The organism is Rhizobium sp. NFR07, from assembly GCF_900111905.1.
GTDB lineage: Bacteria > Pseudomonadota > Alphaproteobacteria > Rhizobiales > Rhizobiaceae > Neorhizobium.
In genome coordinates this window covers 381,618-405,376 of record NZ_FOKM01000002.1, presented here as the reverse complement: position 1 = coordinate 405,376, position 23,759 = coordinate 381,618, and the positions used below count along the sequence as shown (strand labels likewise).

At 59.9% G+C, this 23,759-nt stretch carries 18 protein-coding genes; 8 read left to right on the top strand and 10 right to left on the bottom strand.

The genetic code is table 11. The features are described 5' to 3' along the window. Positions 1-8: 8 nt before the first annotated feature. The 5 genes from traF to BM216_RS05515 all read right to left on the bottom strand — a co-directional run bounded on the left by traF (position 9) and on the right by BM216_RS05515 (position 2,876). Positions 9-542 carry a conjugative transfer signal peptidase TraF gene (gene traF / locus BM216_RS05535; protein WP_092996204.1) on the bottom strand — a complete coding sequence of 178 codons (534 nt, stop codon included), beginning with the start codon at positions 540-542 and terminating at the stop codon, positions 9-11. Further along, positions 539-1,057, bottom strand: coding sequence for a DUF2840 domain-containing protein (locus BM216_RS05530; protein ID WP_092996201.1), 519 nt, complete (start codon positions 1,055-1,057; stop codon positions 539-541). Before BM216_RS05530 ends, traF begins: the two co-directional genes overlap by 4 nt. After that, positions 1,054-2,181, bottom strand: a complete 1,128-nt coding sequence (locus tag BM216_RS05525) for a replication initiator protein A (RefSeq protein ID WP_092996199.1) — start codon at positions 2,179-2,181, stop codon at positions 1,054-1,056. Before BM216_RS05525 ends, BM216_RS05530 begins: the two co-directional genes overlap by 4 nt. After that, a complete protein-coding gene (locus BM216_RS05520) occupies positions 2,182-2,451 on the bottom strand; it encodes a helix-turn-helix transcriptional regulator (RefSeq protein WP_092996196.1) in 270 nt (89 codons plus the stop codon). Positions 2,452-2,654: 203 nt separating this feature from the next. Beyond that, positions 2,655-2,876, bottom strand: coding sequence for a helix-turn-helix domain-containing protein (locus BM216_RS05515; protein ID WP_092996193.1), 222 nt, complete (start codon positions 2,874-2,876; stop codon positions 2,655-2,657). Between the two features lie 134 nt (positions 2,877-3,010). Between BM216_RS05515 and BM216_RS05510 the strand changes: the two genes are divergently transcribed. Continuing rightward, positions 3,011-3,316 carry a DNA -binding domain-containing protein gene (locus tag BM216_RS05510; RefSeq protein WP_092996190.1) on the top strand — a complete coding sequence of 102 codons (306 nt, stop codon included), beginning with the start codon at positions 3,011-3,013 and terminating at the stop codon, positions 3,314-3,316. A gap of 2 nt (positions 3,317-3,318) precedes the next feature. Here the strand turns inward: BM216_RS05510 and BM216_RS05505 are convergent, their stop codons facing one another. The 3 genes from BM216_RS05505 to BM216_RS05495 form a co-directional block, all read right to left on the bottom strand. Then, positions 3,319-3,798 carry a DUF2285 domain-containing protein gene (locus BM216_RS05505; RefSeq protein WP_244530100.1) on the bottom strand — a complete coding sequence of 160 codons (480 nt, stop codon included), beginning with the start codon at positions 3,796-3,798 and terminating at the stop codon, positions 3,319-3,321. 100 nt (positions 3,799-3,898) lie between these two features. Beyond that, entirely contained in the window at positions 3,899-4,102 is a 204-nt protein-coding gene (locus BM216_RS05500) for a transcriptional regulator domain-containing protein (RefSeq protein ID WP_037186445.1), read from the bottom strand. Positions 4,103-4,411: 309 nt separating this feature from the next. Further along, complete coding sequence (locus tag BM216_RS05495; protein ID WP_092996184.1) at positions 4,412-5,254, bottom strand: DUF932 domain-containing protein; 843 nt, start codon at positions 5,252-5,254, stop codon at positions 4,412-4,414. Between the two features lie 541 nt (positions 5,255-5,795). Between BM216_RS05495 and BM216_RS05490 the strand changes: the two genes are divergently transcribed. The 7 genes from BM216_RS05490 to BM216_RS05460 all read left to right on the top strand — a co-directional run bounded on the left by BM216_RS05490 (position 5,796) and on the right by BM216_RS05460 (position 19,931). Next, complete coding sequence (locus tag BM216_RS05490; RefSeq protein WP_092996181.1) at positions 5,796-6,413, top strand: type IV toxin-antitoxin system AbiEi family antitoxin domain-containing protein; 618 nt, start codon at positions 5,796-5,798, stop codon at positions 6,411-6,413. Between the two features lie 77 nt (positions 6,414-6,490). Continuing rightward, entirely contained in the window at positions 6,491-9,763 is a 3,273-nt protein-coding gene (locus BM216_RS05485) for a helicase-related protein (protein WP_092996178.1), read from the top strand. Then, on the top strand, positions 9,760-10,467 hold the full coding sequence (locus BM216_RS05480; RefSeq protein ID WP_092996175.1) for a DUF4391 domain-containing protein: 708 nt from the start codon (positions 9,760-9,762) through the stop codon (positions 10,465-10,467). Before BM216_RS05485 ends, BM216_RS05480 begins: the two co-directional genes overlap by 4 nt. A 10-nt stretch (positions 10,468-10,477) precedes the next feature. Then, a complete protein-coding gene (locus BM216_RS05475; RefSeq protein WP_092996965.1) occupies positions 10,478-12,355 on the top strand; it encodes a site-specific DNA-methyltransferase in 1,878 nt (625 codons plus the stop codon). 10 nt (positions 12,356-12,365) lie between these two features. Next, entirely contained in the window at positions 12,366-15,404 is a 3,039-nt protein-coding gene (locus BM216_RS05470) for a type III restriction-modification system endonuclease (protein ID WP_092996172.1), read from the top strand. A gap of 308 nt (positions 15,405-15,712) precedes the next feature. Then, complete coding sequence (locus BM216_RS05465; protein ID WP_210217022.1) at positions 15,713-18,442, top strand: SIR2 family protein; 2,730 nt, start codon at positions 15,713-15,715, stop codon at positions 18,440-18,442. After that, positions 18,432-19,931, top strand: coding sequence for an argonaute/piwi family protein (locus tag BM216_RS05460; protein WP_092996166.1), 1,500 nt, complete (start codon positions 18,432-18,434; stop codon positions 19,929-19,931). Before BM216_RS05465 ends, BM216_RS05460 begins: the two co-directional genes overlap by 11 nt. A gap of 83 nt (positions 19,932-20,014) precedes the next feature. On the opposite strand, the gene BM216_RS05455 is transcribed toward BM216_RS05460, so the two are convergent. Then, positions 20,015-20,995: a hypothetical protein gene (locus tag BM216_RS05455; protein ID WP_244530085.1), complete on the bottom strand. Its 981-nt coding sequence runs from the start codon at positions 20,993-20,995 to the stop codon at positions 20,015-20,017. 133 nt (positions 20,996-21,128) lie between these two features. After that, positions 21,129-23,753, bottom strand: a complete 2,625-nt coding sequence (locus BM216_RS05450; RefSeq protein WP_092996160.1) for an AAA family ATPase — start codon at positions 23,751-23,753, stop codon at positions 21,129-21,131. Between the last annotated feature and the right edge of the window lie 6 nt (positions 23,754-23,759).

Below are 23,759 nucleotides of genomic sequence, written 5' to 3'. Positions count from 1 at the left end.
TTGGGAAATCAGTGCATCGGTGCGCGCCAGACGAAGCGGCCGTCGCCGTCCTCGTCAGTCCAGAGCGGCAGCGCGCGGCCGATGACGGCGCTCGCCGGAATGGGGCCGAAGTAACGACCGTCCAGGCTGTCGGACACGTCCATGTTCATGAGAAAAAGCTTACCGTCAGCGACCACGCGGCAGCCCTGCCAGACCGGCAGAGCGCGGCCGATCCGGTCGCGGTCGAGCGCATCGCCCATCTCCACGCCGTCGACGGTGACGGCGCGGCCGACTCGGCAAACCCGCTGGCCAGGAAGACCGACGACGCGCTTCAGGAGCGGCACTCCGCGACCGAGATAGCCGCGCCGGACCATGAAGGTGGCGAGCGGTTCGGGCGGCATGACCGCGACCAGCTCGGGCACGTCGAGCCGGTCGGCGGACGCGATGGAATAGAGGCCCACCGGCGCGCTGGCGGTGACGTTCCAGAGGAGCCTCAATGGCATGTCGACGGCGATGCCGGTTACGGCGAGCAGCGCCACCGCGAGGATACGGCGGCGGCTCATGGGTCGATCCTCCGGCGGCCGATCCATGCGGCATGACGCTCGGGCGTATAGGCGGTCGGCTCCAGCCCGACGCTGAGCCGGTTATGAATGTGCCGCCAGTGATCGGGCGAAGCGTCGGCCGGATCGAGGCCGAGCGCTTCCACGGCGTCGATCGCGGCAAGCGCGCGCTGCACCTTCGGCCAGGTGTCGAGGCGAAGCAGAATGTCGCCGCCGGGACGAACGAAGGGCAGCGTCTGGAACGGCTCGCCGCGGCCGATGGCGCGCACGATGTCGATGCGCGAAACAATCGTGCCATGCTTGCCGGCCGCCCAGCGGACGAAGGCGAAGATGCTCTCGGGCGCGAAGCCAACGACCCTGCGGCGACGGTCGAGGATTTGTTCGTAGGCTTTGCGGCCGAAGCGTATCCAGTGCTCGACCCTGCGTTTCTCGAAGGTTAGCTCGACCAGGGTGGTGAACGGCGCAGGCCCGTCCGGCAGCGGACGGCCATGGGCGCGGTGGGAGGCTTTGCCGCTCATGACCGGCCTCCATGGCGGTCGTCGTCGGCGAGCATGTCGCGCAGCACGTCGGCGATGGATCGGGCGGCACCGGCACCACGTCTCGCACGCGGGTGCGTCAAAGAAGAAGAGTTAGATTCTTTGTTAGACTCTAAGTTAGCAGCCGGATTCCGCGTTTCAGGCCAGAGGCTTAACTGGGGTCCGTGCGCCTGATGTGCCGATAGGGCTGCGCCCGATGTGCCGATACCGCGCGCGCCTGATGTGCCGATGGTTTCCACAGGCGTATTCACAGGCACTGTGGACAGGATTTCGGGGCGGATGCGCAGTAGCTCGCGACCGCGCTCGCGCTCGATCTGAAGGCGGTAGCCGGGGAGCGGCTGGCGGGCGGCGATCCGGCGCAGGTCGAGCGCGAAGTCGGAGACACGCGCCATGCTGCCCGACTTCACATGGAGATGCGCGACCTCGAACAGCCAGCCGTTGCGCTGGTGGCCGGCGTGCTTGCGGGCGACACGATAGAGCCAGCGCTCAATACCGCCGGTCAGTCGGAAATAGACCGGGTCGATGGTGAGGACGAGCGTGCGATCGACGACGCTGTTGTAGAACCATTCGGGGAGGACGAACTCCATGCCCTCGACGCGGCCCGCGCGCGTCGTCATCTCCTCCCACTCGTTGATCCATGAGAATTGCCGGCGCCGCCAGTGCGGGCCATTGCGGATCGTCGTGGCGATGACGGTGGATTGCAGGCGCGCGAGCGCGGCCTTCAACAGCCCATATTGCCGGTTGCCGGTTGGCCGTCCGATGGCACGCAGCAGGTGATAGGGCGTGAAGCGGAAGAAGCGCGAGGTGCGCAGGCCGTCATTCTCGGCCGCCACGATCTGCGAGGCGGCCCATATCAGCACGTCGGCGTCCCAGATGGTCGCCATGCCGTGTTCGGGCATGGCAAGCACCTGCACCTCGACATCGGCGGCCTTGTAGAGAATCGGCTTGGTGCGCGGCGTCTTGGCCAGCGAGAAGAAGGGCCGCTCCATCAAGTCGCGCTGGTCGCGCGGGGCGGCATCGCCGGTCGCGACCACGAAGGGGTTGAGATGGTTGCGCTCGCTCGCATTGGTCCGTTGCGCGGGTCTGTGATCGTCGTCGCGCAGCATTCAGCACTTGCCCCGCTCTTCAGGCGTCAGCGGACGCGCGGGGAAAACCGTGCCGGCCGTCGTCTCGCGGGTGGACTTGCGCGAGCCGATCTCGGTCCAGGATTCGAGATCGTGGACGCTATAGAGGACGCGGCCACCGACCTTGCGGTAAGTCGGGCCAGTGCCATAAGTTCGATGCTTCTCAAGGGTGCGCATGGAAATGCCGAGGAAGCGGGCGGCTTCCTGCGTACGCAAGAGTCGTGGCGGCAGGCCCGCCAAGGGGTTGGCCATGGGATCTCCTCTGGAGTTCGTCGTTCATGAGCGCCGCAGGCAAAGCTGCGGGCTACGGCGAACCATGGCGAGGGATCGGCGGCAGGTAGCGTGCCGCATTTGCGCTCTTGCTCTGGCGGCACTCCTCCGGCTGTTGTTGCAGGGATTGTCGTTACGGTCGCTCGGCGACCTAGCCAGCGACGTTCGGCCCCATGATCGGCCTGCTATTTTGGCGCGCCGACCTTCTTCAACAACTCGCCGGGTTCGATCCCAAGGGCATCGGCAATCTGACCAAGTACGGTCACGCTGGCGGACACGTCGCCACGCTCGATCGAACCGACATAGCGCATACTCAGGCCCGCGCGGTCGGCGAGTTCCTCTTGCGTCAGCTTTTTATCATGACGTGCCCGACGCAGGTTCCTCGCCATGACCTCCTTGAGATCCATGACAAAAGGGGAACCAGCATAGGAACGATCCTTCTAGGAACGATCATTCCCATTCGTATCAAGCTATGCTATTCCTCGGCCTGTCCTGAAGTGCTTCATTATGTCCGCATCCTCGATACAAAAGGGCAAAATTCGTGCGTGAACGGCCTCGGCTTGATCCAGATGTTGAAGATGAGGCCCCCAGCGGCCCCGATATCACGACCTATGACGAACAGCACTACGTCACGTATTTGCGGCTGTTGGATGCCAGCCAAGATGGCGCGGACTGGCAGGAGGTCGCGCGCATCGTCCTGCACCGCGACGCGACCGCCGACGAAGCGCGCACTCGCCGTTGCTGGGAAAGCCATCTTGCCCGCGCGCAGTGGCTCTCAGGTTCAGGATACCGGCGCATTCTGGAACAGGCGGTCGCATTGACTGTGCGCGTTGGCAGGCGGACATAGGCTTATTTGCTCACAGCCTTGATGGGATAATGCAGAAGCAGCCGATAGCCGCCGCGCATCATCTTGATCCCGTGAGCAACGAGGCGACGGGCCTTGTTCTTGCGCGGGTCGACCTCAAAATCCTCTTTGGTGCCACGGAAGCCGAGCAGGACTTCAGCAATCGTGCGGTAGCTCTCGCTGCGAAGGCGGGCGTCGAGTGCGCGCAGGGACAGGATGTGCCATTCTCGAAGCTGCTCGGGCAGCGCGCGAAAATCGGGACCGGGCGGTCGACCTTTGAGAGAACGCCAAAGCCTCCGGGCGGCGTGAGCGCGCAGGTCGTAGAGGTCGTCCATCGGCAGGAATGTTCCGTAGAAGGCCGCCGCGTCTGGAATAGCTTGCGGCAACCAGAATTGATGCGCAACGCCATCGGCTTGCCAAATACCATGCCAGCCGTCTGCGGCCTGGCGCAGATCGAGGCCGTCGAGATGCGCCAGCGTTATGATCGGCTCCGTTTGGCTGTCTTGATGCTGGACGGGAGAAAGCCATATGGCTTGCGGCTGAAGGCTAGGGCTCCAGAACAGGGATTGCCGATCCGAGGGGGTTTCAGGATCGGTCGGAAAATCGCAGCCCCCAGCGTTGCACGAAGGCTTCCAACCGCTCCGGGTCTGGCTCGTGCGACGCGGTTATGGTCTGAAACTCGCGACGATACTCGTCATCGCGGCGAAGATATTCCCAGGCGAAACCGGCGGCGGGGATGCTCCGGGCAAATCTGTATGCCGCCGGAGAACGCCAGTCGATGCTCAGCATGGCGCTTCCTCTCTACACCGGACACACGCAAAGCAACGCCCGGACAGAGAACTTCAGGCATCGGTTGAAACAACTGTAGCCGCGCTTTCGCGATAACTAGATCGGCTAACGCGATAAATCTCTTGGTTACTTCTTCTTAACAGTGCTTACGTGTTTCTGCGAGACGGGCGTAGCCCGGCGAGCGCGGCCATGTTCTCGGGCATGGCCGCACCGCCGGATCGGCACCGTAGGATCGGCGCGATTTTTTTCGCCGCTCTCATCGCTGGAAGAGGAAGAGCCGCCTGGGTGGCGGCCCTGTGGCGCTCGGGCTCAATTGCCCTTCAAGCGCTGCATACCCTCGGCCAGCGTCCAGAGCGCACGGTTGAGACCGACATTCTGGTCGATGCCGTTGATGGCGCGGGTCTGAGTGCGGCGAATGCGTCCATCCGACGTCTGGCGGCGCCCCCGCAAGCCGCCCCGGATGAGGTTTTCCTGAATGACATTGAACGTGCTCCAGACGCTTTGGCCCGCATCCTCGCGACGGCGCGGCATGATGATCTGGTCCGGCTGAACCGGGCTTTCCTCCTCGCCGTAGCGGGCGACAAGGCTGGCTTCGGCCAAAACCCGCTGTTCGTCCCGCGCAAGCCGCGTTTCCTTCATTGTCTCGGTCGCGTCGATGAGGCGCGGGAAGTCGTCGGCGACGGTGAAGACGCCTTCAATAATCTGATCCTGAATGCCGCCCTTGTGGGGAACGCGGATTTCCTCGAAGCGCTCGCCCGCGATCATGCTGTTGGTGCAAACGAAACGGAGCATCCCGGCGAACATCTGATAGGCGCTGGTCCCGTCATGGCTGTTGACGATGATGACTTCCGCCGCCTCCGCCTTGCCGATGCCGCCATCGCGGCGCAGGCGCAGCATGTGCTTGGCGTGGCCGTGACGCGAACGGTCGCGCGGGACCGACTGCACGGCGAAGAATGGGAACCATCCTTCCCGGCGCAGGCCCTCCACTATGTCGATGGTGGGGACATAGACGTAACGCTCGGAACGGCTGTCATGGGCTTCGCTGGCGAAAATCGACGGGACGTGCCGGTAAAGCGCCTCGTTATCCAGCGGCTTGCGCCCGCTGATCTGATGGGAGTTGCGGCCGAACCGGGTGGCGAGCTGGTGATACATAGTCTTTCTCCTATGGGCTTGGGTTGGAGCGCAGCGCTGCGCTGCAACCCTGGCCGTCGCCGAGACCGGGGTAGAAAGGTGCAAGGGCGACCGGGCCGGAGGGATCACCCGGCCTGCACAAGCGGATTGAAGTCATGGGCGAGAGTGAGAAACGCGCATTCGCGCGGAAGGCCGGGGAGACCGTCCCGGTTGAGGGCCAGTGATCCCTTGCGCCGCGCCGGGGGCAGAGCCCCCAAGCAGTGGCCCGGCCTGAGCGGAGCGGCGGCCGAAGCGGAAGACCGGATCAGGATGCGAAGGCAGATGGGTTTTCGAACACAACACCTCCATCCTGATCGCCTATGCTCCTACCGGATGCGATTATGCGAAAGTGCCCCGTCTGCGGCTTGTAGGCGGGGCGCGATGGCGAGCGCAGGGGAAAGCTCTAACCGACGGACGGTCAGCTCCGGAAGGTCGGAAGTCTTTCGATTTTTACCTTTTCTTGGCAGGCGGATGATGATACAAATCCTCGGATCGTAGAATCCATACTCCGAGCTTACGTATCTTGCCCGAGCCCGCATCCCAGCGCCGAACTGCCTACACCTTGCTGAAAGCGCGCGGCATAGCGCGTCTCGCAGAGCTGCGCGCGGAGGGAGTGACCGCGGCCACCATGAGTCGCATGGAGAGGGACGGCGAAGTGCTCCGACTTGCGCGGGGGCTTTATCAACTCCCGGACGCGCCGCTCGACGCTAATCACAGTCTGGCCGAGGCCGCGAAACGGGTGCCTAAAGGTGTGGTCTGCCTCGTCTCGGCCCTCGCGTTCCACCAGCTTACTGATCAACTCCCAAGGCAGGTGTGGATCGCCATCGGCCAAAAGGATTGGGCTCCCAAGGGGCATGGCGTGTCCGTTCGGCTCGTAAGGTTCACGGACCGCCTCCTTACGGAAGCCGTCGAATTCCACACCATCGAGGGGGTGCCCGTAAAGGTTTTCGGGGTCGCCAAGACGGTCGCCGACTGCTTTCGGTATCGCAACAAGATCGGTCTTTCGGTGGCGATTGAGGGCCTCCAGGAGGCACTTCGTCAACGCAAGACAACTCCCAGTGAAATGGCCAGGCAGGCGGAGCGAGGAGCAATCGCGACAGTCATTCGACCTTATCTCGAGGCGCTGACCGCCAATGGCTAAGGAAATCAAGATTAGCGATACGTTGGCAATATCTCCCTTGCGGTATGCAATGCGGAAATTGGTGTGAGGGAGAACCGGTGAAGATAATCGATAACACCTCACTTCTTCTCGGAGATGACCTGAAGGCGACGCTGGGACGTGGCGCCCGGCTCAAGATCGCGGCATCATGCTTCTCGATCTATGCTTTCGAGGCGCTCAAGAGCGAATTGTCAAAGGTCGAAAGCCTTGAGTTCATTTTCACGGCGCCGACCTTTGTCCCGATGGAAATGACGGACCGCCTCCGCAAGGAACGGCGAGAGTTCTTCATTCCCAAAGCGACACGCGAGCGAGGCCTGTACGGAACCGAGTTCGAGATACAGCTTCGCAATCAGCTGACCCAGCGTGCAGTCGCGCGCGAATGCGCTGACTGGATACGCAAGAAGGCTCGCTTTCGGTCGAACACGACCAAGGCGCCGATGCAGCAATTCATCCATGCGGCCGCGGAAACGAGTGACGTCGCCTACATGCCGATCAGCGGCTTCACAGCTGTCGATCTTGGCTATCAGAAGGGCGACGCGGTATCGAACCTCGTCACGCGTATCGACGATGGCGCGCATACGCAGGTCTACCTGCAGTTATTCAACCAGATCTGGAACGATGAGGAAAAGCTCAGCGACGTCACGGCCGCCATTTGCGATCACATCGAGTCCGTCTACCAGGAGAACTCCCCGGAGCGGATCTATTTTCATATTCTCTATAACCTCTTCCAGGACTTCCTCGAAGAAGTTGATCAGGATGCGCTGCCGAACGATCTCACCGGTTACAAAGACAGCCTCGTCTGGAACAAGCTTTTCAATTACCAGAGGGACGCCGCGACCGGCATTATCAATAAGCTTGAAATGCACAATGGATGCATTCTGGCGGATAGCGTCGGCCTTGGTAAAACCTTCACCGCTCTGGCGGTGATCAAATACTACGAGCTGCGCAATCGGTCGGTGCTGGTTCTGTGCCCGAAGAAGCTTGCGGACAATTGGCGAAACTACAATACCAATCTGACCACCAACATTTTTGCCAAGGACCGCTTCAATTACGATGTCCTCAGCCATACGGACCTTTCGCGTACATCGGGCGAGTCATTCGGCATCCCGTTGAACCGAGTGAACTGGGGCAACTACGATCTTGTCGTCATCGATGAGTCGCACAATTTCCGGAACAACGATGTCTTCAAGGATAGAGAGACCCGCTACCAGAAGCTGATGAACAAGGTCATCCGTGCTGGCGTGAAGACCAAAGTTCTGATGCTATCGGCGACGCCGGTGAACAACCGGTTCAACGATCTGCGCAATCAGCTCGCGCTGGCTTACGAGGGTGACTCTGAAAACCTCAGTCGCAAGCTGAAAACCAACACTGGAATCGAGGAGATATTCCGGCGCGCGCAGAAGGCGTTCAACGCTTGGTCCGATCTGCCTCCAGAGGAGCGAACTGCAGCCGCGATCCTGAAGGCCCTAGACTTCGATTTTTTCGAGATGCTCGATGCCGTGACAATTGCCCGGTCCCGCAAGCATATCGAGACCTTCTACGACACCAAGGATATTGGGAAATTTCCCCAGCGCCGAAAGCCGCTGTCGTATCAGTGCCCGATCACCCATCGATCGGACGTGCTGGGCCTCAATGACATCTTCAGCAGCCTGTCGGTGCTTAAGCTCGCGGTCTACGCCCCGATCAGCTACATCCTGCCGAGCCGGCTTCGTAAGTACGAAGAAATCTACGACACCAAGGTGGAAGGCGGTCGCGGCAAGCTGCGCCAGGCCGACCGTGAGCGGAGCCTTCAGGCTCTGATGACCACCAATTTGCTCAAGCGGTTGGAGAGCTCTGTCGAAGCATTCCGCCTCACCCTACGGGCGCTGCACGGCAACATCGCGCAGACGCTCCAGGCGATCGACACCTATGAGAGCACGGGCGCCGCCCAAAGCGTTAGCGACCATCTCGGCGATCCCGGTTTCGACCCGGACGATGACGACCTGAGCGGACTCGATGAGTTCACGGTCGGCAGGAAAATTCAGATCAGCCTGTCGGATATGGACATTCCGTCGTGGAAGCACGACCTCGCCGCGGATCTCACGCTCATTGGTGATTTGATCGCTTCGATGGACAAGGTGGGACCGGAGGATGATGCCAAACTGCAGCATCTGAAGGATGTCGTCACCCGCAAGGTTGCCGAACCGCTCAATCCGGGTAACCGCAAGGTTCTCATCTTCACCGCCTTCGCGGACACGGCGAAGTACCTTTATGCGAATCTGGCATCGGCATTTCTCGAGTCGGACGACCTGCACTGCGGCATGGTCACTGGCTCCGATGCGCCGAAGAGCACGCTGAAGAAGAGCTATGACTTCCAGTCCCTCCTCACGTTATTCTCGCCGCGCGCGAAGGAGAAACATCTGGTCCTGCCGCACGAAACGGGCGAGATCGACATCCTCATCGGGACGGACTGCATCTCCGAGGGCCAGAACCTTCAGGATTGCGACTGTCTGATCAACTACGACATCCACTGGAACCCGGTGCGGATCATCCAGCGGTTCGGGCGCATCGACCGCATCGGGTCGCCCAATGCGCAAATCCAGCTCGTCAACTATTGGCCGGAAATATCTCTCGACGAGTACATCAATCTCAAGGAGCGTGTCGAAAACCGCATGATGATCGCCGACGTCACGGCGACCGGCGACGACAATGTGCTGACCGCCAAGAGCAGTGACATCGCTTACCGGAAGGAGCAGCTCAAGCGGCTCCAGGAAGAGGTGATCGAGCTGGAGGACGTGCGGACCGGGATCTCAATCACGGACCTCGGCCTCAACGATTTCCGCATGGATCTCTTGAACCATATCAAGGAGCACGGCGACCTCGAGCATCTGCCCAACGGCATGCATGCTGTGGTGCCGGCGCAGCCGGCGCTTGGTCTGAAGCCGGGTGTGATCTTCGCGCTGAAAAACATCCACGACAGCGTGAACATCAACCAGCAGAATCGGCTGCACCCCTATTACCTCGTCTATGTCGGTCACGACGGTGGCGTCATCATCGACCATACCGAGGTGAAGCGCTTGCTCGATCTCATCCGCACGAGCTGCAAGGGCCAGCCGGAGCCGATCCGGGCGGTCTGCCAGCTGTTCAATGAACGGACGCAGGACGGTCGCAAGATGGAGCAATGCTCCGCGCTCCTGAGCGCCGCGATCCGCTCAATGATCGAGGTGAAGGAAGAAAAGGACATCGACAGCCTGTTCAGCGGTGGGCGGACCACGGCGCTGGTTCACATCATCGCCGGCCTCGACGACTTCGAACTGATCGCCTTCCTCGTGATCGAGGAGGCGGCGGCATGACGGCAGCCTTCTTCGACTATCCCAAAGCCGCCGCCTTCGGCCGTGTTGTTCCGAAAAGCCGGATCTATGAGCACGCGGGCGCCGGCGCGGCGCTAAGGGACCTGTTCGTGACCCAGGTCGATCAGATCGTCTGGAAATACAAGCTCGCACCGGAAACCATGAACCTCGCGGCGACAAAGGCCGTCAGTGAGATCCAGGTGTTCGGAATCAGTCTGCGCAACGGCAAGCTTGACGAAGAGGTGCTGCGTGCGATCGACCGCGCCATTCCGTTCCCGCTGATCTTCGAGCTCAGTTGGTCGGGGAAGCGGAAGGCAGTGGCCACCTTCAAGCGGCCGAGCGACGCCGACGCCACCAAGCGGGTTGTCAGCGCATATTTCGCGACCGATTGGGCGCCTGACGATGCGCCGCGCAAGCCGTTGCCGGTCGCGCTCAATCTTGGCGGTCTCTACGACGCCCTCCTCACGGCGTTGATGCCAAGGGCCGCTGCCAAAGCGGAGCACACCGGCGAGGACATCCAGACGCGCGTGGCGCGGATGGAGGCGATCCGGGCCAAGACGCGGGAGGTGGACCGGATCAAGGCCCGCCTGGCCCGCGAGAAACAGTTCAACAAGCGGGTGGCGATCAACGCCGAACTGCGCGCTGCACGGCAGGAATTGGAGCTCCTCTCCGGCGGAGAGCCCACCAACGCCGCGGTGAGTGAGTAAGGGAATGACGATGGACAAGATGAAGATGCACAGCCCTGACCTGAGCCAGGACAACATCGCGAAGATCCGCGACCTGTTTCCCGGCTGTGTGACTGAGGCGCGCGACGAGGTGACGGGGCAGCTACGTCTGGCGGTGGACTTTGACCAGCTTCGTCAGGAATTGAGTGATCGCCTCGTCGAAGGTTCGCAGGAGCGTTATCGACTGGAGTGGCCAGGTAAACGAGAGGCTTTGATAGTTTCGAATGCCCCTGTAGCCAAAACGCTTCGCCCAGTGGAAGGCGAGAGCCTCGATTTTGGAAAAACGAAGAACCTGTTCGTGGAAGGGGACAATCTCGACGCGCTCAAACTCCTCCAGTTAGGGTATCTAGGGGCAATAAAGCTTATCTATATCGATCCACCCTATAATACGGGTAATGATTTCGTTTACGAGGACAGTTTTTCGCAGGGATCGAGAGAATACCTTCTTGATTCAATGCAGGAAGATGACGTTGGTAATAAGTTAGTTGCTAATGCGAGCGCCAATGGAAGATTTCATTCTGATTGGCTCTCATTCATGTTCCCCCGTCTCCGGGTCGCCCGTAATCTTCTGAAAGAAGACGGGGTAATTCTAATAAGCATTGATGACAATGAAGTTCATAACCTCATTGCGGCGGCAACTGAGATTTTTGGCCGAGATAACTTTTTGGGGTCTTTCGTGTGGAGGCGCAGGCAAACCTCCGACAATCGTAACTATTCAAGGTTGTCAGTTGATCACGAATACGTGGTGGCCTTTGGGAAGTCTTCCGCCTCACAACTAAACGGTAGAGGCATAGACAAGGGGAAATATAAAACCCCGGACAACGATCCAAGAGGCCCATGGACAAGCGAGAACCTGACCGGTTTGGCCACCGCGTCTCAAAGGCCAAACCTGCATTTTGACATTGTCAACCCGGAGACAGGCATCTCTTATCCCCCGAGCCCTGCCAGGGGGTGGGCTAAGAGTCGGGAGACAATCGCCCAGCTTATAGCGGAAAATAGGATTCTCTGGCCTAAAAGCCCTGCCGGCCGCCCGAGGGAGAAGAAATTTCTTGATAATCTCAAAAGCCAGGTAACCGGCTTTTCCTCGTGGCTAGATAGTGACATCACAGGGTTTAACTACAATGGGACCAGGGAGGTTACAGATCTCTTTGGTGCGAAAATATTTGATTTTCCGAAACCTGTTCAATTCATAGCATCATTCATAGAGCAGGCGACGTCAGATGAGGACATTATTCTAGACTTCTTCGCAGGCTCGGCGTCCACAGCGCACGCCGCGTTGAAGCAGTGTAGCGAGGACGGATCCAATCGCTCTTTTATAATGGTGCAAATTGCAGAGCCCACCAAAGACGGATCTGAGGCCGCGCAACTTGGATATTCGACGATCGCCGACATAGCCAAAGAGCGTATTCGTCGTGCGGGGAACAATTTGCTCGATGGCGACTGCCACCCTGACTGGAACCGCGACGTCGGCTTCCGCGTGCTAAAGGTCGACACCTCCAATATGCAGGACGTGTACTATCGCCCGGATCAGATCGATCAGAAGGACCTGCTCGCCTCCGTCGACAATATCAAGCCTGGCCGTAGCGCCGAGGACTTGCTGTTCCAGGTGCTTGTCGATTGGGGCGTGGACCTGACACTGCCAATCCAACGCGAAACGGTGCAGGGCAAGACTGTCTTCTTCGTGGATGGAAACGCACTGGCCGCGTGCTTCGAGACCGGCGTGACAGAGGAACTGGTGAAGGAGCTTGCTGGCCGCGAGCCGCTGAGGGTCGTGTTCCGCGACAATGGCTTCGTGTCCGACGCCGTGAAGATCAACGTCGAGCAGGTCTTCCGCCAGGTATCGCCCGGCACCGACGTCAAGTCGATTTGAGGGGGCTGCCATGAAACTGAAATTCAAGGTCCAGCCCTATCAGACCGAGGCCGTGAATGCAGTCGTGGACTGCTTCGCCGGGCAGCCGATGTCGAACGGCATCACCTATCGGATCGACCCGGGTCGAAAGGCGCAGACGAGCGCCTTCGAGGAAGGGTTCAAGAACGCCGATCTAGTGCTGGCCGAGCCTCAGGTGCTTGCCAATATCAAGGACGTCCAGCGCCGTCAGAACCTGCCAATCTCGGACAAGCTGGTCGCCAGCGCCGGGTGCAGGATCAACCTCGATATCGAGATGGAGACGGGGACCGGTAAGACCTATTGCTATATCAAGACGATCTTCGAGATGAACAAGCGCTACGGATGGTCGAAGTTCATCATCATGGTGCCTTCGATCGCCATCCGGGAAGGCGTCTATAAATCGCTGCAGATCACCACCGACCATTTTACCGAGAGCTACGGCAAGAAAGCGCGCTTCTTCATCTACAATTCAAAGCGGCTGCACGAGCTCGAAAGCTTCTCGTCGGATGCTGGCATCAACGTGATGGTTATCAACATCCAGGCGTTCGCGGCACGCGGCGCCGACAACCGTCGCATCTATGAGGAGCTCGACGACTTCCAGTCGCGTAAGCCCATCGACGTGATCGCCAGCAATCGGCCGATCCTGATCCTCGATGAGCCGCAGAAGATGGAAGGCGCGGCCACGATGGAGGCTCTGCCCAAGTTCAAACCGCTCATGATCCTGCGCTACTCGGCGACCCACAAGACGCAGCACACCCGTGTTCACCGGCTCGATGCGCTCGATGCCTATAACCAGAAGCTGGTGAAGAAGATCGCGGTACGGGGCATCCAGACGCGCGGGCTCGCCGGCACGAACGCTTATCTCTACCTCGAGGGCATTGAAATCTCGAAGAAGGCGCCGGTGGCGCGGCTCGAGATCGAGGTGAAACTCGCGAGCGGTGAGATCAAGCGCCAGCTCAAGCGGCTGGAGTTCCGTGACGACCTGTTCGCCGAGTCCGGCGAGTTGGATCAGTATCGGGATGGATTCACGATCTCCCAGATCGACGCGCGCCACGATACGGTCGAGTTCACCAACGGCCTGGTGCTCCGGGCCGGGGAGGCAACCGGTGACGTGTCCGAGCGCGACATCCGCCGCATCCAGATCCGCGAGACGATTAAGGCGCATCTCGACAAGGAGAAGCAGCTCTTCGCTCAAGGCATCAAGGTCTTGTCGCTGTTTTTCATCGACGAGGTGGTGAAGTACCGCGACTACGCCCAGCCTGATGAGAAGGGCGAGTATGCCCGCGTGTTCGAGGAGGAGTATGAGCTTCTCAAGGCGGAGTATCTGGCGGAGCTTGCTATTGATAATGACGCCTACCGGAGGCACCTGGCGGGTATCGATGCGGCCAAGACGCACAACGGCTATTTCTCGATCGACAAGAAGACGAGCCGGCTGAAGGACCCCGCCGTGGGTGCGCGGTCGGTCGATTCGGACGATGTTGACGCCTACGACCTGATCCTGAAGGACAAGGAACGGCTGCTGTCCTTCGCGGAACCCACGCGGTTCATCTTCTCGCATTCCGCGCTACGCGAAGGTTGGGATAATCCCAACGTCTTCGTCATGTGCATGCTCAAGCACAGTGACAACACCGTTTCGCGGCGTCAGGAAGTGGGCCGCGGACTACGCTTGTCGGTGGACCAACACGGCGACCGGATGGATAACCCCGCAGTCGTGCATGACATAAACGTCCTCACCGTCGTCGCCAGTGAGAGCTACAAGAACTTCGTGGCCGGTCTCCAGAAGGAGATCGCCGACACGCTGACGTCGCGTCCGCGCAAGGCGACGGAAGCATACTTCACGGGTAAGACCATCACGACGGATGCCGGGCCGGTCGAGATCACGCCGGCCATGGCGAAGCAGATCTACCGCTACCTCGTGAAGAACGACTATTCCGATGACGCGGACCAGATCACCGGCACCTACCATCAGGCGAAGGAAACTGGAGCCCTGGCGGCTTTGCCGGATGAGCTGAAGGCGCACGCCGACCAGATCTTCCAGATCATCGACAGCGTCTTCAGCGATGCGCAGATGCCTAAGGTCGAGGATGGCCGTAAGCCGAAGACCAATCCGCTCAACGAGAATTTCGAGAAGAAGGAGTTCCAGGAGCTCTGGCGGCGCATCAACCAGAAAGCCGTCTATCGCGTCGAGTTCGACTCCGAGGAATTGGTCCGCAAATGCGTAAGCGCCCTCGATAGTCAGCTTCGCGTAACGCCGCTCCAGTACACCGTTCAGACAGGGATTCAGAGCGATGGGCTGACTGACGAGCACTTGAACGCAGGTGATGGTTTTGCCCTGACAGCGTCTACGACCGAGCGCGGCGGATCGGTCCATTCGCTCGTGAAATACGACCTCCTCGGGAAGATTGCCGAGAATACGGAACTCACACGCAAGACTGCAGCCGAGATCCTGACTGGCATCCAGGGCAGCGTGTTTGGGCAGTTCAAAGAGAACCCGGAGCACTTCATCGCCGAGGCGTCGCGGATCCTCGCCGAGCAGAAGGCCACGATGGTGATTGAGCGCCTAGCCTATGACGGGCTCGCCGAGCATTACGACGTCGACATCTTCACCGCGAACCAGACCGGCCAAGACTTTTCCAAGGCTTCGGCCAAGCTCAAGCGGCACGTCTACGATTATGTGGTGACCGACTCCGACATCGAGCGCAAGTTCGTCGACGGGCTCGATACCGCCAGCGAGGTGGTGGTCTACGCCAAGCTGCCGCGCGGCTTCCTGATCCCGACACCCGTTGGCGACTACAACCCCGATTGGGCGATTTCCTTCAAGGAGGGAAGCGTCAAGCACATCTACTTTGTCGCCGAGACCAAGGGCACCATGTCCTCGATGAAGCTCCGGGAGATCGAGAAAACGAAGATCGCTTGCGCCCGGAAGTTCTTCGACGAGATAGGGGGGCACGTTTCGGAGGATCGGGTCAAGTATGAGGTGGTCACCAGCTACGAGAAGCTAATGGATATTGTGGGTCATGTAGCAGCGTGATGAGAATAAGTGTGAAAGAAGAGCAACCTGCATATGATGTTTGGGATAAAGGGTCAGCGATCCGGTGATGGCTGACGATCTCGGCAGCTCTATTAGCGGCATACCAGCTTGAAGCCCATTCATATTCACGTTTCGTTCTGATATATAGGATGACGCGGAATCGATCTGACTCGGGTTTCCAGCGATTGAGATGAAGGTGGTGACGCCTAGGGGGGTGAATGACGAAAGCTGGAGGGCTCGAGTCCGGAGCAAGGCCTAGGACATCCGCGATGCGGTCCTCCTCACCTGGCCGGTTGCGATCGCTCTTGATGGATAGTTCAGAGCCAGTACTCTTATTGGGAGCCGGCGCATCGATCACCTCAGGCGTTCCTGCCGCAGGCAAAACGGTCGAGAAAGTGGCGCGCTGGGCGTGGTGCAAAGAGAACGGACGTCATCCGGACGACTTTACTATTCGCCGATCCGATTATTGGCCGTGGCTCACTGCCCAACCTTGGTACAGGCCGGACCTGTCGCCTGCCGATCTCTATCCCGATGCTATCGATAATCTTTTGGGCGTGAAAAGCGATCGCCGTGAGTTCTTCGAAAAGCTCATTAGCCCACCTGAGGTGCCGCCCTCGCGCGGCTACGTCGCTCTTACGCAGATCCTGCATCAGGGTTGGATCTCGACCGTTTTGACCACTAATTTCGATCAATGCCTTGAACGGGCGGCGATCCAGCAGAACCGGCCGCACAGACTGGTCAGCATCAGCACGCCAGCTGACTACGTAATGTTCAATTCTGCGCCGCACGACCCGCAGCTCGTCTTTCTCCATGGGTCCGTGAAGCACTACACAGATAAGAATTTGACCGATGAGGTCCAATCGCTTGATCCGCTCCTCGTCGAGCGTTTGCGACCACTACTTCGCGATCATCCGGTTATCACTGTCGGCTATCGCGGCGCCGAGCCGTCGGTAATGCGAGATTTGTTCCTGGCACAGGCCGAGGCTGGAGGTTTCCTCCATGGAGTCTACTGGTGCGTCCTCGAGAATGAACTGGACAGCTCTCCCTCACCTTGGGTCGAGCAGTTGGCAGACGCGATTGGCTCCAACTTTCAGCTTGTGCCGATCCGGGGTTTCGATGACCTTTTCGAGAAGGATCTGTTAACCAGTATGATCGCGGCCGGGGCGCGGCCGACACGTCGGCCTTCCGGGCACAGCGTGGGCGGTATGCCTGCAGATATGCGCCCGCTGGACGGCCTCGACTTGTCCGGGTTCGAGCGGCCGTTACTACAGGCGCGCTTGCGGCAATATGCGGAGCGAACTGATCTCTGGAGGCCAGGGGACGTCGACGCTGCTTGGGTAGAGGAGATGACCGACCGGCTAGACTTAGTTCGGCCGGTTGGAGGGCAACTTGTTCCGACGCTCGCGGGTTGGCTACTATTTTCGCGCAACCCTTCGCGGGAATTTCCTCAAGCTCGGGTAGAGTTCCGCGCAACGGGCCCTGGCCACTGGCTGCGGGGCCGCTTCGGCGAGGACGTCGAGCTTGATCCGACGGCTCGAGATGGCGAGTTCAGTGTTCAGAGGACCGTCACCGGCAACCTTTGGAGCCAACTCGATGATCTGATCGACCTTCTGGCGCTGGTGAACTTCCAGTTCCGACTCAAGGCCGAGGTGTCGCGCACAGTGAATGCCTACAACGCCATCGCGATTAAAGAGATGCTCGTCAACGCGATCGTGCATCGCGATTATGATAGAGACGAGGCGGTCCAGGTCGTCGTCGAACCGAAGTCGATCACCGTCATCAGTCCCGGAGGCCTCGTTGACGAGATCGCGGTCCAGGTCGCGGGGCAATCCTTTCAGGACGCGATCGCGGAGCGGACCAGCCCCATCAAGGGCTATAGAAACCCCGCCATATCTGACCTCTTCTACGGCGGCGGCCAAATGGACCGTCGGGGGTCAGGCCTCTCCGACATGGTCCTTGCGACCGTGAATAACAACGGAGCGGTGAACTTCGGGCCTTCGGCCGACAACACCCAATTCACGGTAACCCTTGAGGCGAGGCCGGAAGCCGTCGATGAGATCACCAATACCGCGCTGCCAATCGCTGAGGAGACGGTTCGCTTTTCGTCCAACCTGATTCCGATCGAGACCATGCCGACAAAGGTTTGGCACGCCGCCACCAACGCCAGTTCCAACCGTAGCTTCTATCGCGCAGCGGAGGGGCTTGCAGTTCCGCCGGGCCATGTGAGCGACGGCCGCTTCTATTCCCTCTATGACTTAGAGGAGCTCTCCGACTCTATGGTCACGCCCTTCGACATCGGCGAGATCGAGGTATTGGACTTCAACGAGCTAATTGGGATGCCCGGAGGGGAGGCCGTGACCCTGAAGCTGCTTCATGAGTTGCTCTTCGAGCATCTGAAGACAAAGGGGCTGCAAATCGAGTACGATCGACGAAGGGCCTATTTTGCGAGGGGTGATGAGCCCGAGCTGAAGGTCAGTTATCAGGGGCGCCTACGTAAGGCGACCCGGACTGTGGTCAAAGCTCGTACCAAGCGAGAGTCTGACGACGTCGTCTACTACGAGCATAAGGCGGTTAGCTTCTCGGTCTTGCGCTTCGGCATCGACTGGGCGGTCGTTCTCACGCCCGGATACGCTTTCACCCGAGACGGTGTGCGCAACCCGATTAGCCGGGAGCGGACCAATGCACTCTCAACTAGGCGCGCGGCGCGCGATTTTAATCCTAGTGTTCTCCAGGATGTATCATTCTGGCTCGCGATCCTATCGGGTGAAGCCGAGGGCCTTTTTGCCCTCGAGCATCGCGCCGACAACGATCTCGCTAGGTTCGCGCCACCAGTGCTCCTGTCTCATCGCACACCGACAATCTCGTTCAACGTGTCGGCATTCGATGAGTTGGCGCAGCGCGACACGGAGATCGATGAGGATCTCCAAAGGCTTGACGCCGAGCTGGAGGCACTCGCGCTCGAACCCGACGAGGGCGAAGAAGGATTAAGCCCGGAAGGCAATCACCGCGGGGAAGGTGAGCAGCGCGATGTCGATTGAGCTCGCAATCATTGAACTGTCTCCGCCGCGGCTTCAGTTCGGCGGCGCGAGCACGCACACCGATCCCAAAGTTGGTCTTCTCTCGGCGGGCCCCTTCGACCTACGCTTCGGATCAGCCCGAAAGGACCATGTCCATGTCGGGATCATCGGACCTGCGGAGCAGGTGGCGGCGGCACGGCGCTGGCTGGAGCGCTGCAGCGGGGAGGTTCCAGTCCTAGGTGAACCGAGCTTGCTCAAGAAGCCGTTTCCTGGCTTCGATGAGGCTTTTCATAAGAAGCTGATCGCTCCAGACGCGTCCTCAATTGCGCTTAACTCAGAAAACCATGATGAGCTTGCTCATGCTTTGCGGGGCGACGCCTATCAGGCCTTTCAGCGAGTGGTCGATCTTTACTCTGACGCGCATCTGCGTCTGGCGTCACGCGACCTAAACCGCCCGGACATCGTCCTGATGTGCATCCCCGACGATGTTTTCAGCAAGGTTAGCTCGGTCGAGCGCAAGGCGACCGAAACAGAGCGCAAGCGCGCCAGGGAGATTCGGCGCGCTCGCCCTAGCAATCAGCTCGACTTGTTCGACACACTTGATGAGGTCGAACAGACGCCCGAGGACTTCCTCAAGCGTGATCTTAGGCTGGCGCTCAAAGCGCGCGCGCTACGGAACCGATTGCCTATCCAGCTGGTGACGGACGCCCTGCTCAGCGACACGGCGAAAAACCAAGACCCGGCCACCCGTGCCTGGAACTTTGCCGTCGGTCTTTACTACAAGGCTGGTGGCGTGCCCTGGCGTCTGCCTCCGACGGGGCCAGACACTTGCTTCGTCGGTATTAGTTTCCATCATTTTCGGACGACGCAACGCGCTATTGTTCGTTCGAGCTTGGCTCAAGCTTTTTCGAGCGACGGTGAAGGGTTCGCGATCCGCGGAGAGGGTGTTCCCGTAGAACCCGAGCAGGGTCGAAATGTGCATCTCTCCGAGCAGCAAGCGTTCGAGCTCGCGCAGAACGTTCTCGCCGAATATGAATTGCGCACAGGTGGAGCACCCCTACGAGTCGTTCTTCACAAAACCTCGTATTTTGATCCCGCCGAGCAGGAAGGTTTCGCTGCGGCGCTCAAAGACATACCCATTGTATCGATGGTCACCTTGGTACCTAGTATGTTTCGGTTACTGCGGTACGGCGCCTATCCGCCGAAAGTTGGAACAGTTTGCACAGTAAATGAGGACCGATCGTTTCTTTTCACGTCCGGCTTTATGCCCGAGCTCGGCACCTACCCGGGACCGCACGTGCCCCAACCGTTCGAAGTCCGCTGCCTCGGCGCTGAAAGCGCCGTCGCCGCGGCGCAGGATGTCCTTAATCTAACCCGCATGAATTGGAATACCGCGGACATCCGAGGTAAATGGCCGGTGTCTCTGTCCTTCGCACGCCGGGTCGGCGGAATCCTGGACGAGTATGGCGACGATGATCTCGCCGAAACCTCTTTCCGCTACTTCGTGTAGCGGGAGCTGAAGGCACAGATATGCTTAGGTCCACACTTTGTTATTTAGGAAAATATTCTTTGGTCGGCGAAATACTTATCCAATCATTCGTAAGGCAGCTCGCCGAACAGACCGATCATCAAATCACCGTCGTAGAGCGAGAAGGGAATCTCCACATAATGGTCGTGATGGCGCGGAAGGGCACGTCCATCGTTCGGCCCGTTCTTGGTGTGACCGCGAACTTGTTCGCCGTTCTCCTTAATGTAGGGAAGCACCACTAGGCGGCCGTGGTTGGTGGACAGGATCGTGCCTTCCTTCCAGATCGTCGCACCATCGGATTCGCGTGTCGCCGACGTTTCCTTGATCTGCCAACCCAGGACCCCATCCTCGTACCAGAAGACGATGCCGTTCGAAACCAGCACGCGTTCGCCGCGCGCCAGGGCTTCAGCGAGCAATCGCTGGACGCTGGCGAGCTGGAGCAACTGATTGGCGCGGGGAAGAAGGATCTGGCGAATCCGGGCCTTGGCTTTCCCCCAGTGCGTGCTGGCGCTGAGGTCGAATCCGTTGGCGATCTTGGCACGCTCGGCGGTCAAGGCCGCCTTCTCTCCGACATGATAGGGTTTGGACCAGACGCCATCGAGGCCGAGGTAAAGAAGGGAATGGGTCCAGCGGTTGTTTGACCGGCCGACCTTGGCGACTCTGACATAGGGCATGATCGCCAGCTGTTCGGCGAGGTCCTGTCGATAGCGTTCGGCCTCGGGCGCCATTTTGATCGACCCGGCATCCGGTCGTTGGTCACCAGCATGACGGCGCAAGGCCTCCGCCAGCATCAGCGCCTCTTCGTCCTGCAGGCGACGCTTGGCTTGCAAGGCCTTGTCGATTTTCAGTTCCAGCGATCGCTTGGCGACGGAGTCCATCGCACGAGTCGAGAACGCCTGCTTCAAGGTTGCGTTGAGCGCATCGGCGGCTGTGACCGCAGCCTCCCGATCAGGGTAATGATCCGAGAAAACAGCATCATTGTCGCCGGGCACGTAACGCTCACGCCAAGTAGGTGCGAGTTCGTCCTTGTCGACCAGCTCCTGCATGAACCAGCGTTCGAATAGCGGTCGATAGTGGGGCCACACCGCGAGAATGGTGTCCGACGCGCGCTTCAGTTCGGACCATTTCACCATGAGGCGTGACCTTCAAAGCGGAAGGGCGTGGCGTGACAGAGTAACATCATAGGGACTTCTCCTGCCGGGCTCGAATGTCGGCGATCCAGTTCGCCAGCGCGCTGATCTCGCTTTCGATTACTGATGATGAGGGCAAGCGGGGATTGATTTCGCCGGGCTGACTATGCAGGAGCGCCGAGCAACGGCCGAAGGCCTCACGCATCGTGACGCAGTCGGTATCCGTGAGGATGGTAAGCTTGATCAGGCCAGTCGTATCGACTTTGCGCGACAAGCGACGGATTACAGGTCCAACTACCTCTTCCACCGCACGCTCCCAGCAAGTGCGAAGCTGGTCCTGGAAGGACGTCACCTCCCGCAGCCATTTCGCCTGGTCGCCGCGCTCGTGATGAATCTTCACATTGGCGAGGTGAGCCTTCATGCCTTCGATCACCTTGTCGAGCGGCATGACGCTGGCTGGCGGGTCCTGATGGCAGAAGCCGGAATTATCGGCGCCACGGCTGATCAGTCGGTACGCGACCGGCGTTGCCTCGCGATCCTTGGTTGCACGGCAGGCTTCGTCGAGCAGCAGCAGAAAGGCCATGTCGTGGGTAAACACGATCACCTGGCGGGTTGCGCCCGCTTCGGCCAGGCGTGTGGCGACCCGATCGCGGTGCAGGTGGTCAAGAGAGGAAACCGGGTCGTCGAAAACGATGGCCGACTGCGCGTCGATGGTCGACAGCTCGGCGAGGAAGGCGGCGAGTGCCACGCAACGATGCTCGCCTTCACTCAGAACCTTGCCGACGGGTTCACTCGGTTTGTTGATGAGACGCACCTGGAAAAAGGGCACCCCCGCTGAGGTCTTAGCCTGTTGAAGCTCGATAGCGAGGCCGGCGACGCCGAGCTTGTCGACTTCGATCGCGAAGCGGCCCCGCAGGCGATTGGTGACAAGAGCCTGTGCGATCCGGGCACTCTGCATCGTGATCTTGTTTGTGGTCGTATCGTTGCTGGCCTTTTCCAAGGCCTCGATGACCTTACTGCGTTCAATCTGAGCAAGAACGTCGGCTTGTACGACGCCGAGCCATTTCCGGTCGGCGAGGCCGTCACGCTCGATAAGAAGGGCGGCGCGTTGGGGAGAGCCTGCCTCCGATTCTAGGCCTTCGATCCGCGTGGCGATCCCGGCCAGCACATCACGTAATCCCTCCGGCGCGGGGATCACCTCCGGCGGCAATGTGGGCAAAGTCTCGCCGGCGTGGGTTCGAAGCACTGCCCGTAGCCGCCAGCAAAGTTGGACAATCTGGCGGCGAAGGGTCTTCGCCAACTCGTCGTGGCCGATATCGTCGCGGATCAGAGCGACGAACGAGGGCAGATCTTTCATGGGGAAGCTATGCGAGGATAGCTGCTCGAGCAGCTCGTCATAAGACGCGGCGGCTTCCTCTTCACGACGTTTGCTTTCGTCCTGAACGAAAGCTTCAAAGCTGCTCAGTCGGTTGGCGGCTTCCTCGCTGAGCGGCTGCTGGCACAGGACGCAATGAGCATCGGGGTCCGTCTCGGGGAAGGGCTTATTGGGATAGGCCGCTTCGCGTGAATAGGTTCGGGCAGCTTCCCACAGGACTCTCCAGATGTCCGAGCCAATGTCGGGCAAAGGCTCCGCAGCGAAAAGATCGACGGACGCGGCCAATGCCGCCGCTCGCGCAGTCGCAAGATGGCCATGAGCCGCGCGTAGCGCGGTCCGGTTCTGCTCAGAGGCGGCGGCGGTCAGTTTGCTGATCTGTTCGATCACCGCATTGATACGGGTTTCCTGAGCCTGGAGCTGACGGACGGTCCGGGCGGGATCGCTGGCGAGGTCGGCAATGAGAGTTTGAAGCCTAGCTTCTTCCTGTGCGTTCAGGCCTGCCAGTTTTTCAATGGCGTCGGGTTTGGTCTTTCCGGACAAGCCGGCGATGATCTTGCCGACCGGCGTGTCCGGCTTGCATTCGGGTTTCGAGAGGACGACGGGTGTCTGCTGTTGCAGCTTTTGGATTTCGGCTGACAGTTCGGCCTTCACATCCTGGCACGCTTGGGCGAGGCCGGCGAGAATGCGTAGAGGAAGGGGCGTATAGGCAAGATCGTTGGTGTTCTCGACATGGACATTGGCGGTCCGGGAGTCGAAGACGCTGACGGCAGACAGCATCGGATCGACCGTTCCGCCCTGGCTCCACGTCGCGTTTCTCTTCTGACCGCCGATGAAGAAGTCGATGCTGGCGGTCGGTACACCACCTGCACCGGCATAAATATTCGGAAGTATGGCGTCGCCCTTCGGTGAGCGGGCCCGGCAAAGTTGCTTAAGGACACGCGCATATCCGGATTTGCCAGCCCCGTTGTCACCATAGATCACCGTAAGACCGGTCTTGCCGAAGGACAGCCGCTCGCCAGGCGCGAGCGCATTCACATTCGACAGTCCATGCAAGGCGCCGAGGCTGACAACCGCATGGCTTGCGGCAGGATCGCGGATGTGATTGTCGTCCAGCGGCGCTGCGGGATTGCCGCCCTTGCAGACAGCAACGAGCGCCGCAATATCGGCGGGTTCAAGCTTGGTCTGGCTGCATAGCCGACGCAAGGCGTCGCGCTGCCAGCCGGGCAGATCGACTGACCATTTTAGTATGTCGGCAAACGCCGCAGCCTCGTTTGAGAGGTCTGTATTCTGTCGGTCCATCGTTCG

Excerpts from the sequence above, each read along its gene's own strand:
- traF (WP_092996204.1), bottom strand. The coding sequence starts at position 542 with ATGAGCCGCCGCCGTATCCTCGCGGTGGCGCTGCTCGCCGTAACCGGC.
- BM216_RS05530 (WP_092996201.1), bottom strand. The coding sequence starts at position 1,057 with ATGAGCGGCAAAGCCTCCCACCGCGCCCATGGCCGTCCGCTGCCGGAC.
- BM216_RS05525 (WP_092996199.1), bottom strand. The coding sequence starts at position 2,181 with ATGCTGCGCGACGACGATCACAGACCCGCGCAACGGACCAATGCGAGC.
- BM216_RS05520 (WP_092996196.1), bottom strand. The coding sequence starts at position 2,451 with ATGGCCAACCCCTTGGCGGGCCTGCCGCCACGACTCTTGCGTACGCAG.
- BM216_RS05515 (WP_092996193.1), bottom strand. The coding sequence starts at position 2,876 with ATGGATCTCAAGGAGGTCATGGCGAGGAACCTGCGTCGGGCACGTCAT.
- BM216_RS05500 (WP_037186445.1), bottom strand. The coding sequence starts at position 4,102 with ATGCTGAGCATCGACTGGCGTTCTCCGGCGGCATACAGATTTGCCCGG.
- BM216_RS05495 (WP_092996184.1), bottom strand. The coding sequence starts at position 5,254 with ATGTATCACCAGCTCGCCACCCGGTTCGGCCGCAACTCCCATCAGATC.
- BM216_RS05480 (WP_092996175.1), top strand. The coding sequence starts at position 9,760 with ATGACGGCAGCCTTCTTCGACTATCCCAAAGCCGCCGCCTTCGGCCGT.
- BM216_RS05475 (WP_092996965.1), top strand. The coding sequence starts at position 10,478 with ATGGACAAGATGAAGATGCACAGCCCTGACCTGAGCCAGGACAACATC.
- BM216_RS05470 (WP_092996172.1), top strand. The coding sequence starts at position 12,366 with ATGAAACTGAAATTCAAGGTCCAGCCCTATCAGACCGAGGCCGTGAAT.
- BM216_RS05465 (WP_210217022.1), top strand. The coding sequence starts at position 15,713 with ATGGATAGTTCAGAGCCAGTACTCTTATTGGGAGCCGGCGCATCGATC.
- BM216_RS05460 (WP_092996166.1), top strand. The coding sequence starts at position 18,432 with ATGTCGATTGAGCTCGCAATCATTGAACTGTCTCCGCCGCGGCTTCAG.
- BM216_RS05455 (WP_244530085.1), bottom strand. The coding sequence starts at position 20,995 with ATGCAGGAGCTGGTCGACAAGGACGAACTCGCACCTACTTGGCGTGAG.
- BM216_RS05450 (WP_092996160.1), bottom strand. The coding sequence starts at position 23,753 with ATGGACCGACAGAATACAGACCTCTCAAACGAGGCTGCGGCGTTTGCC.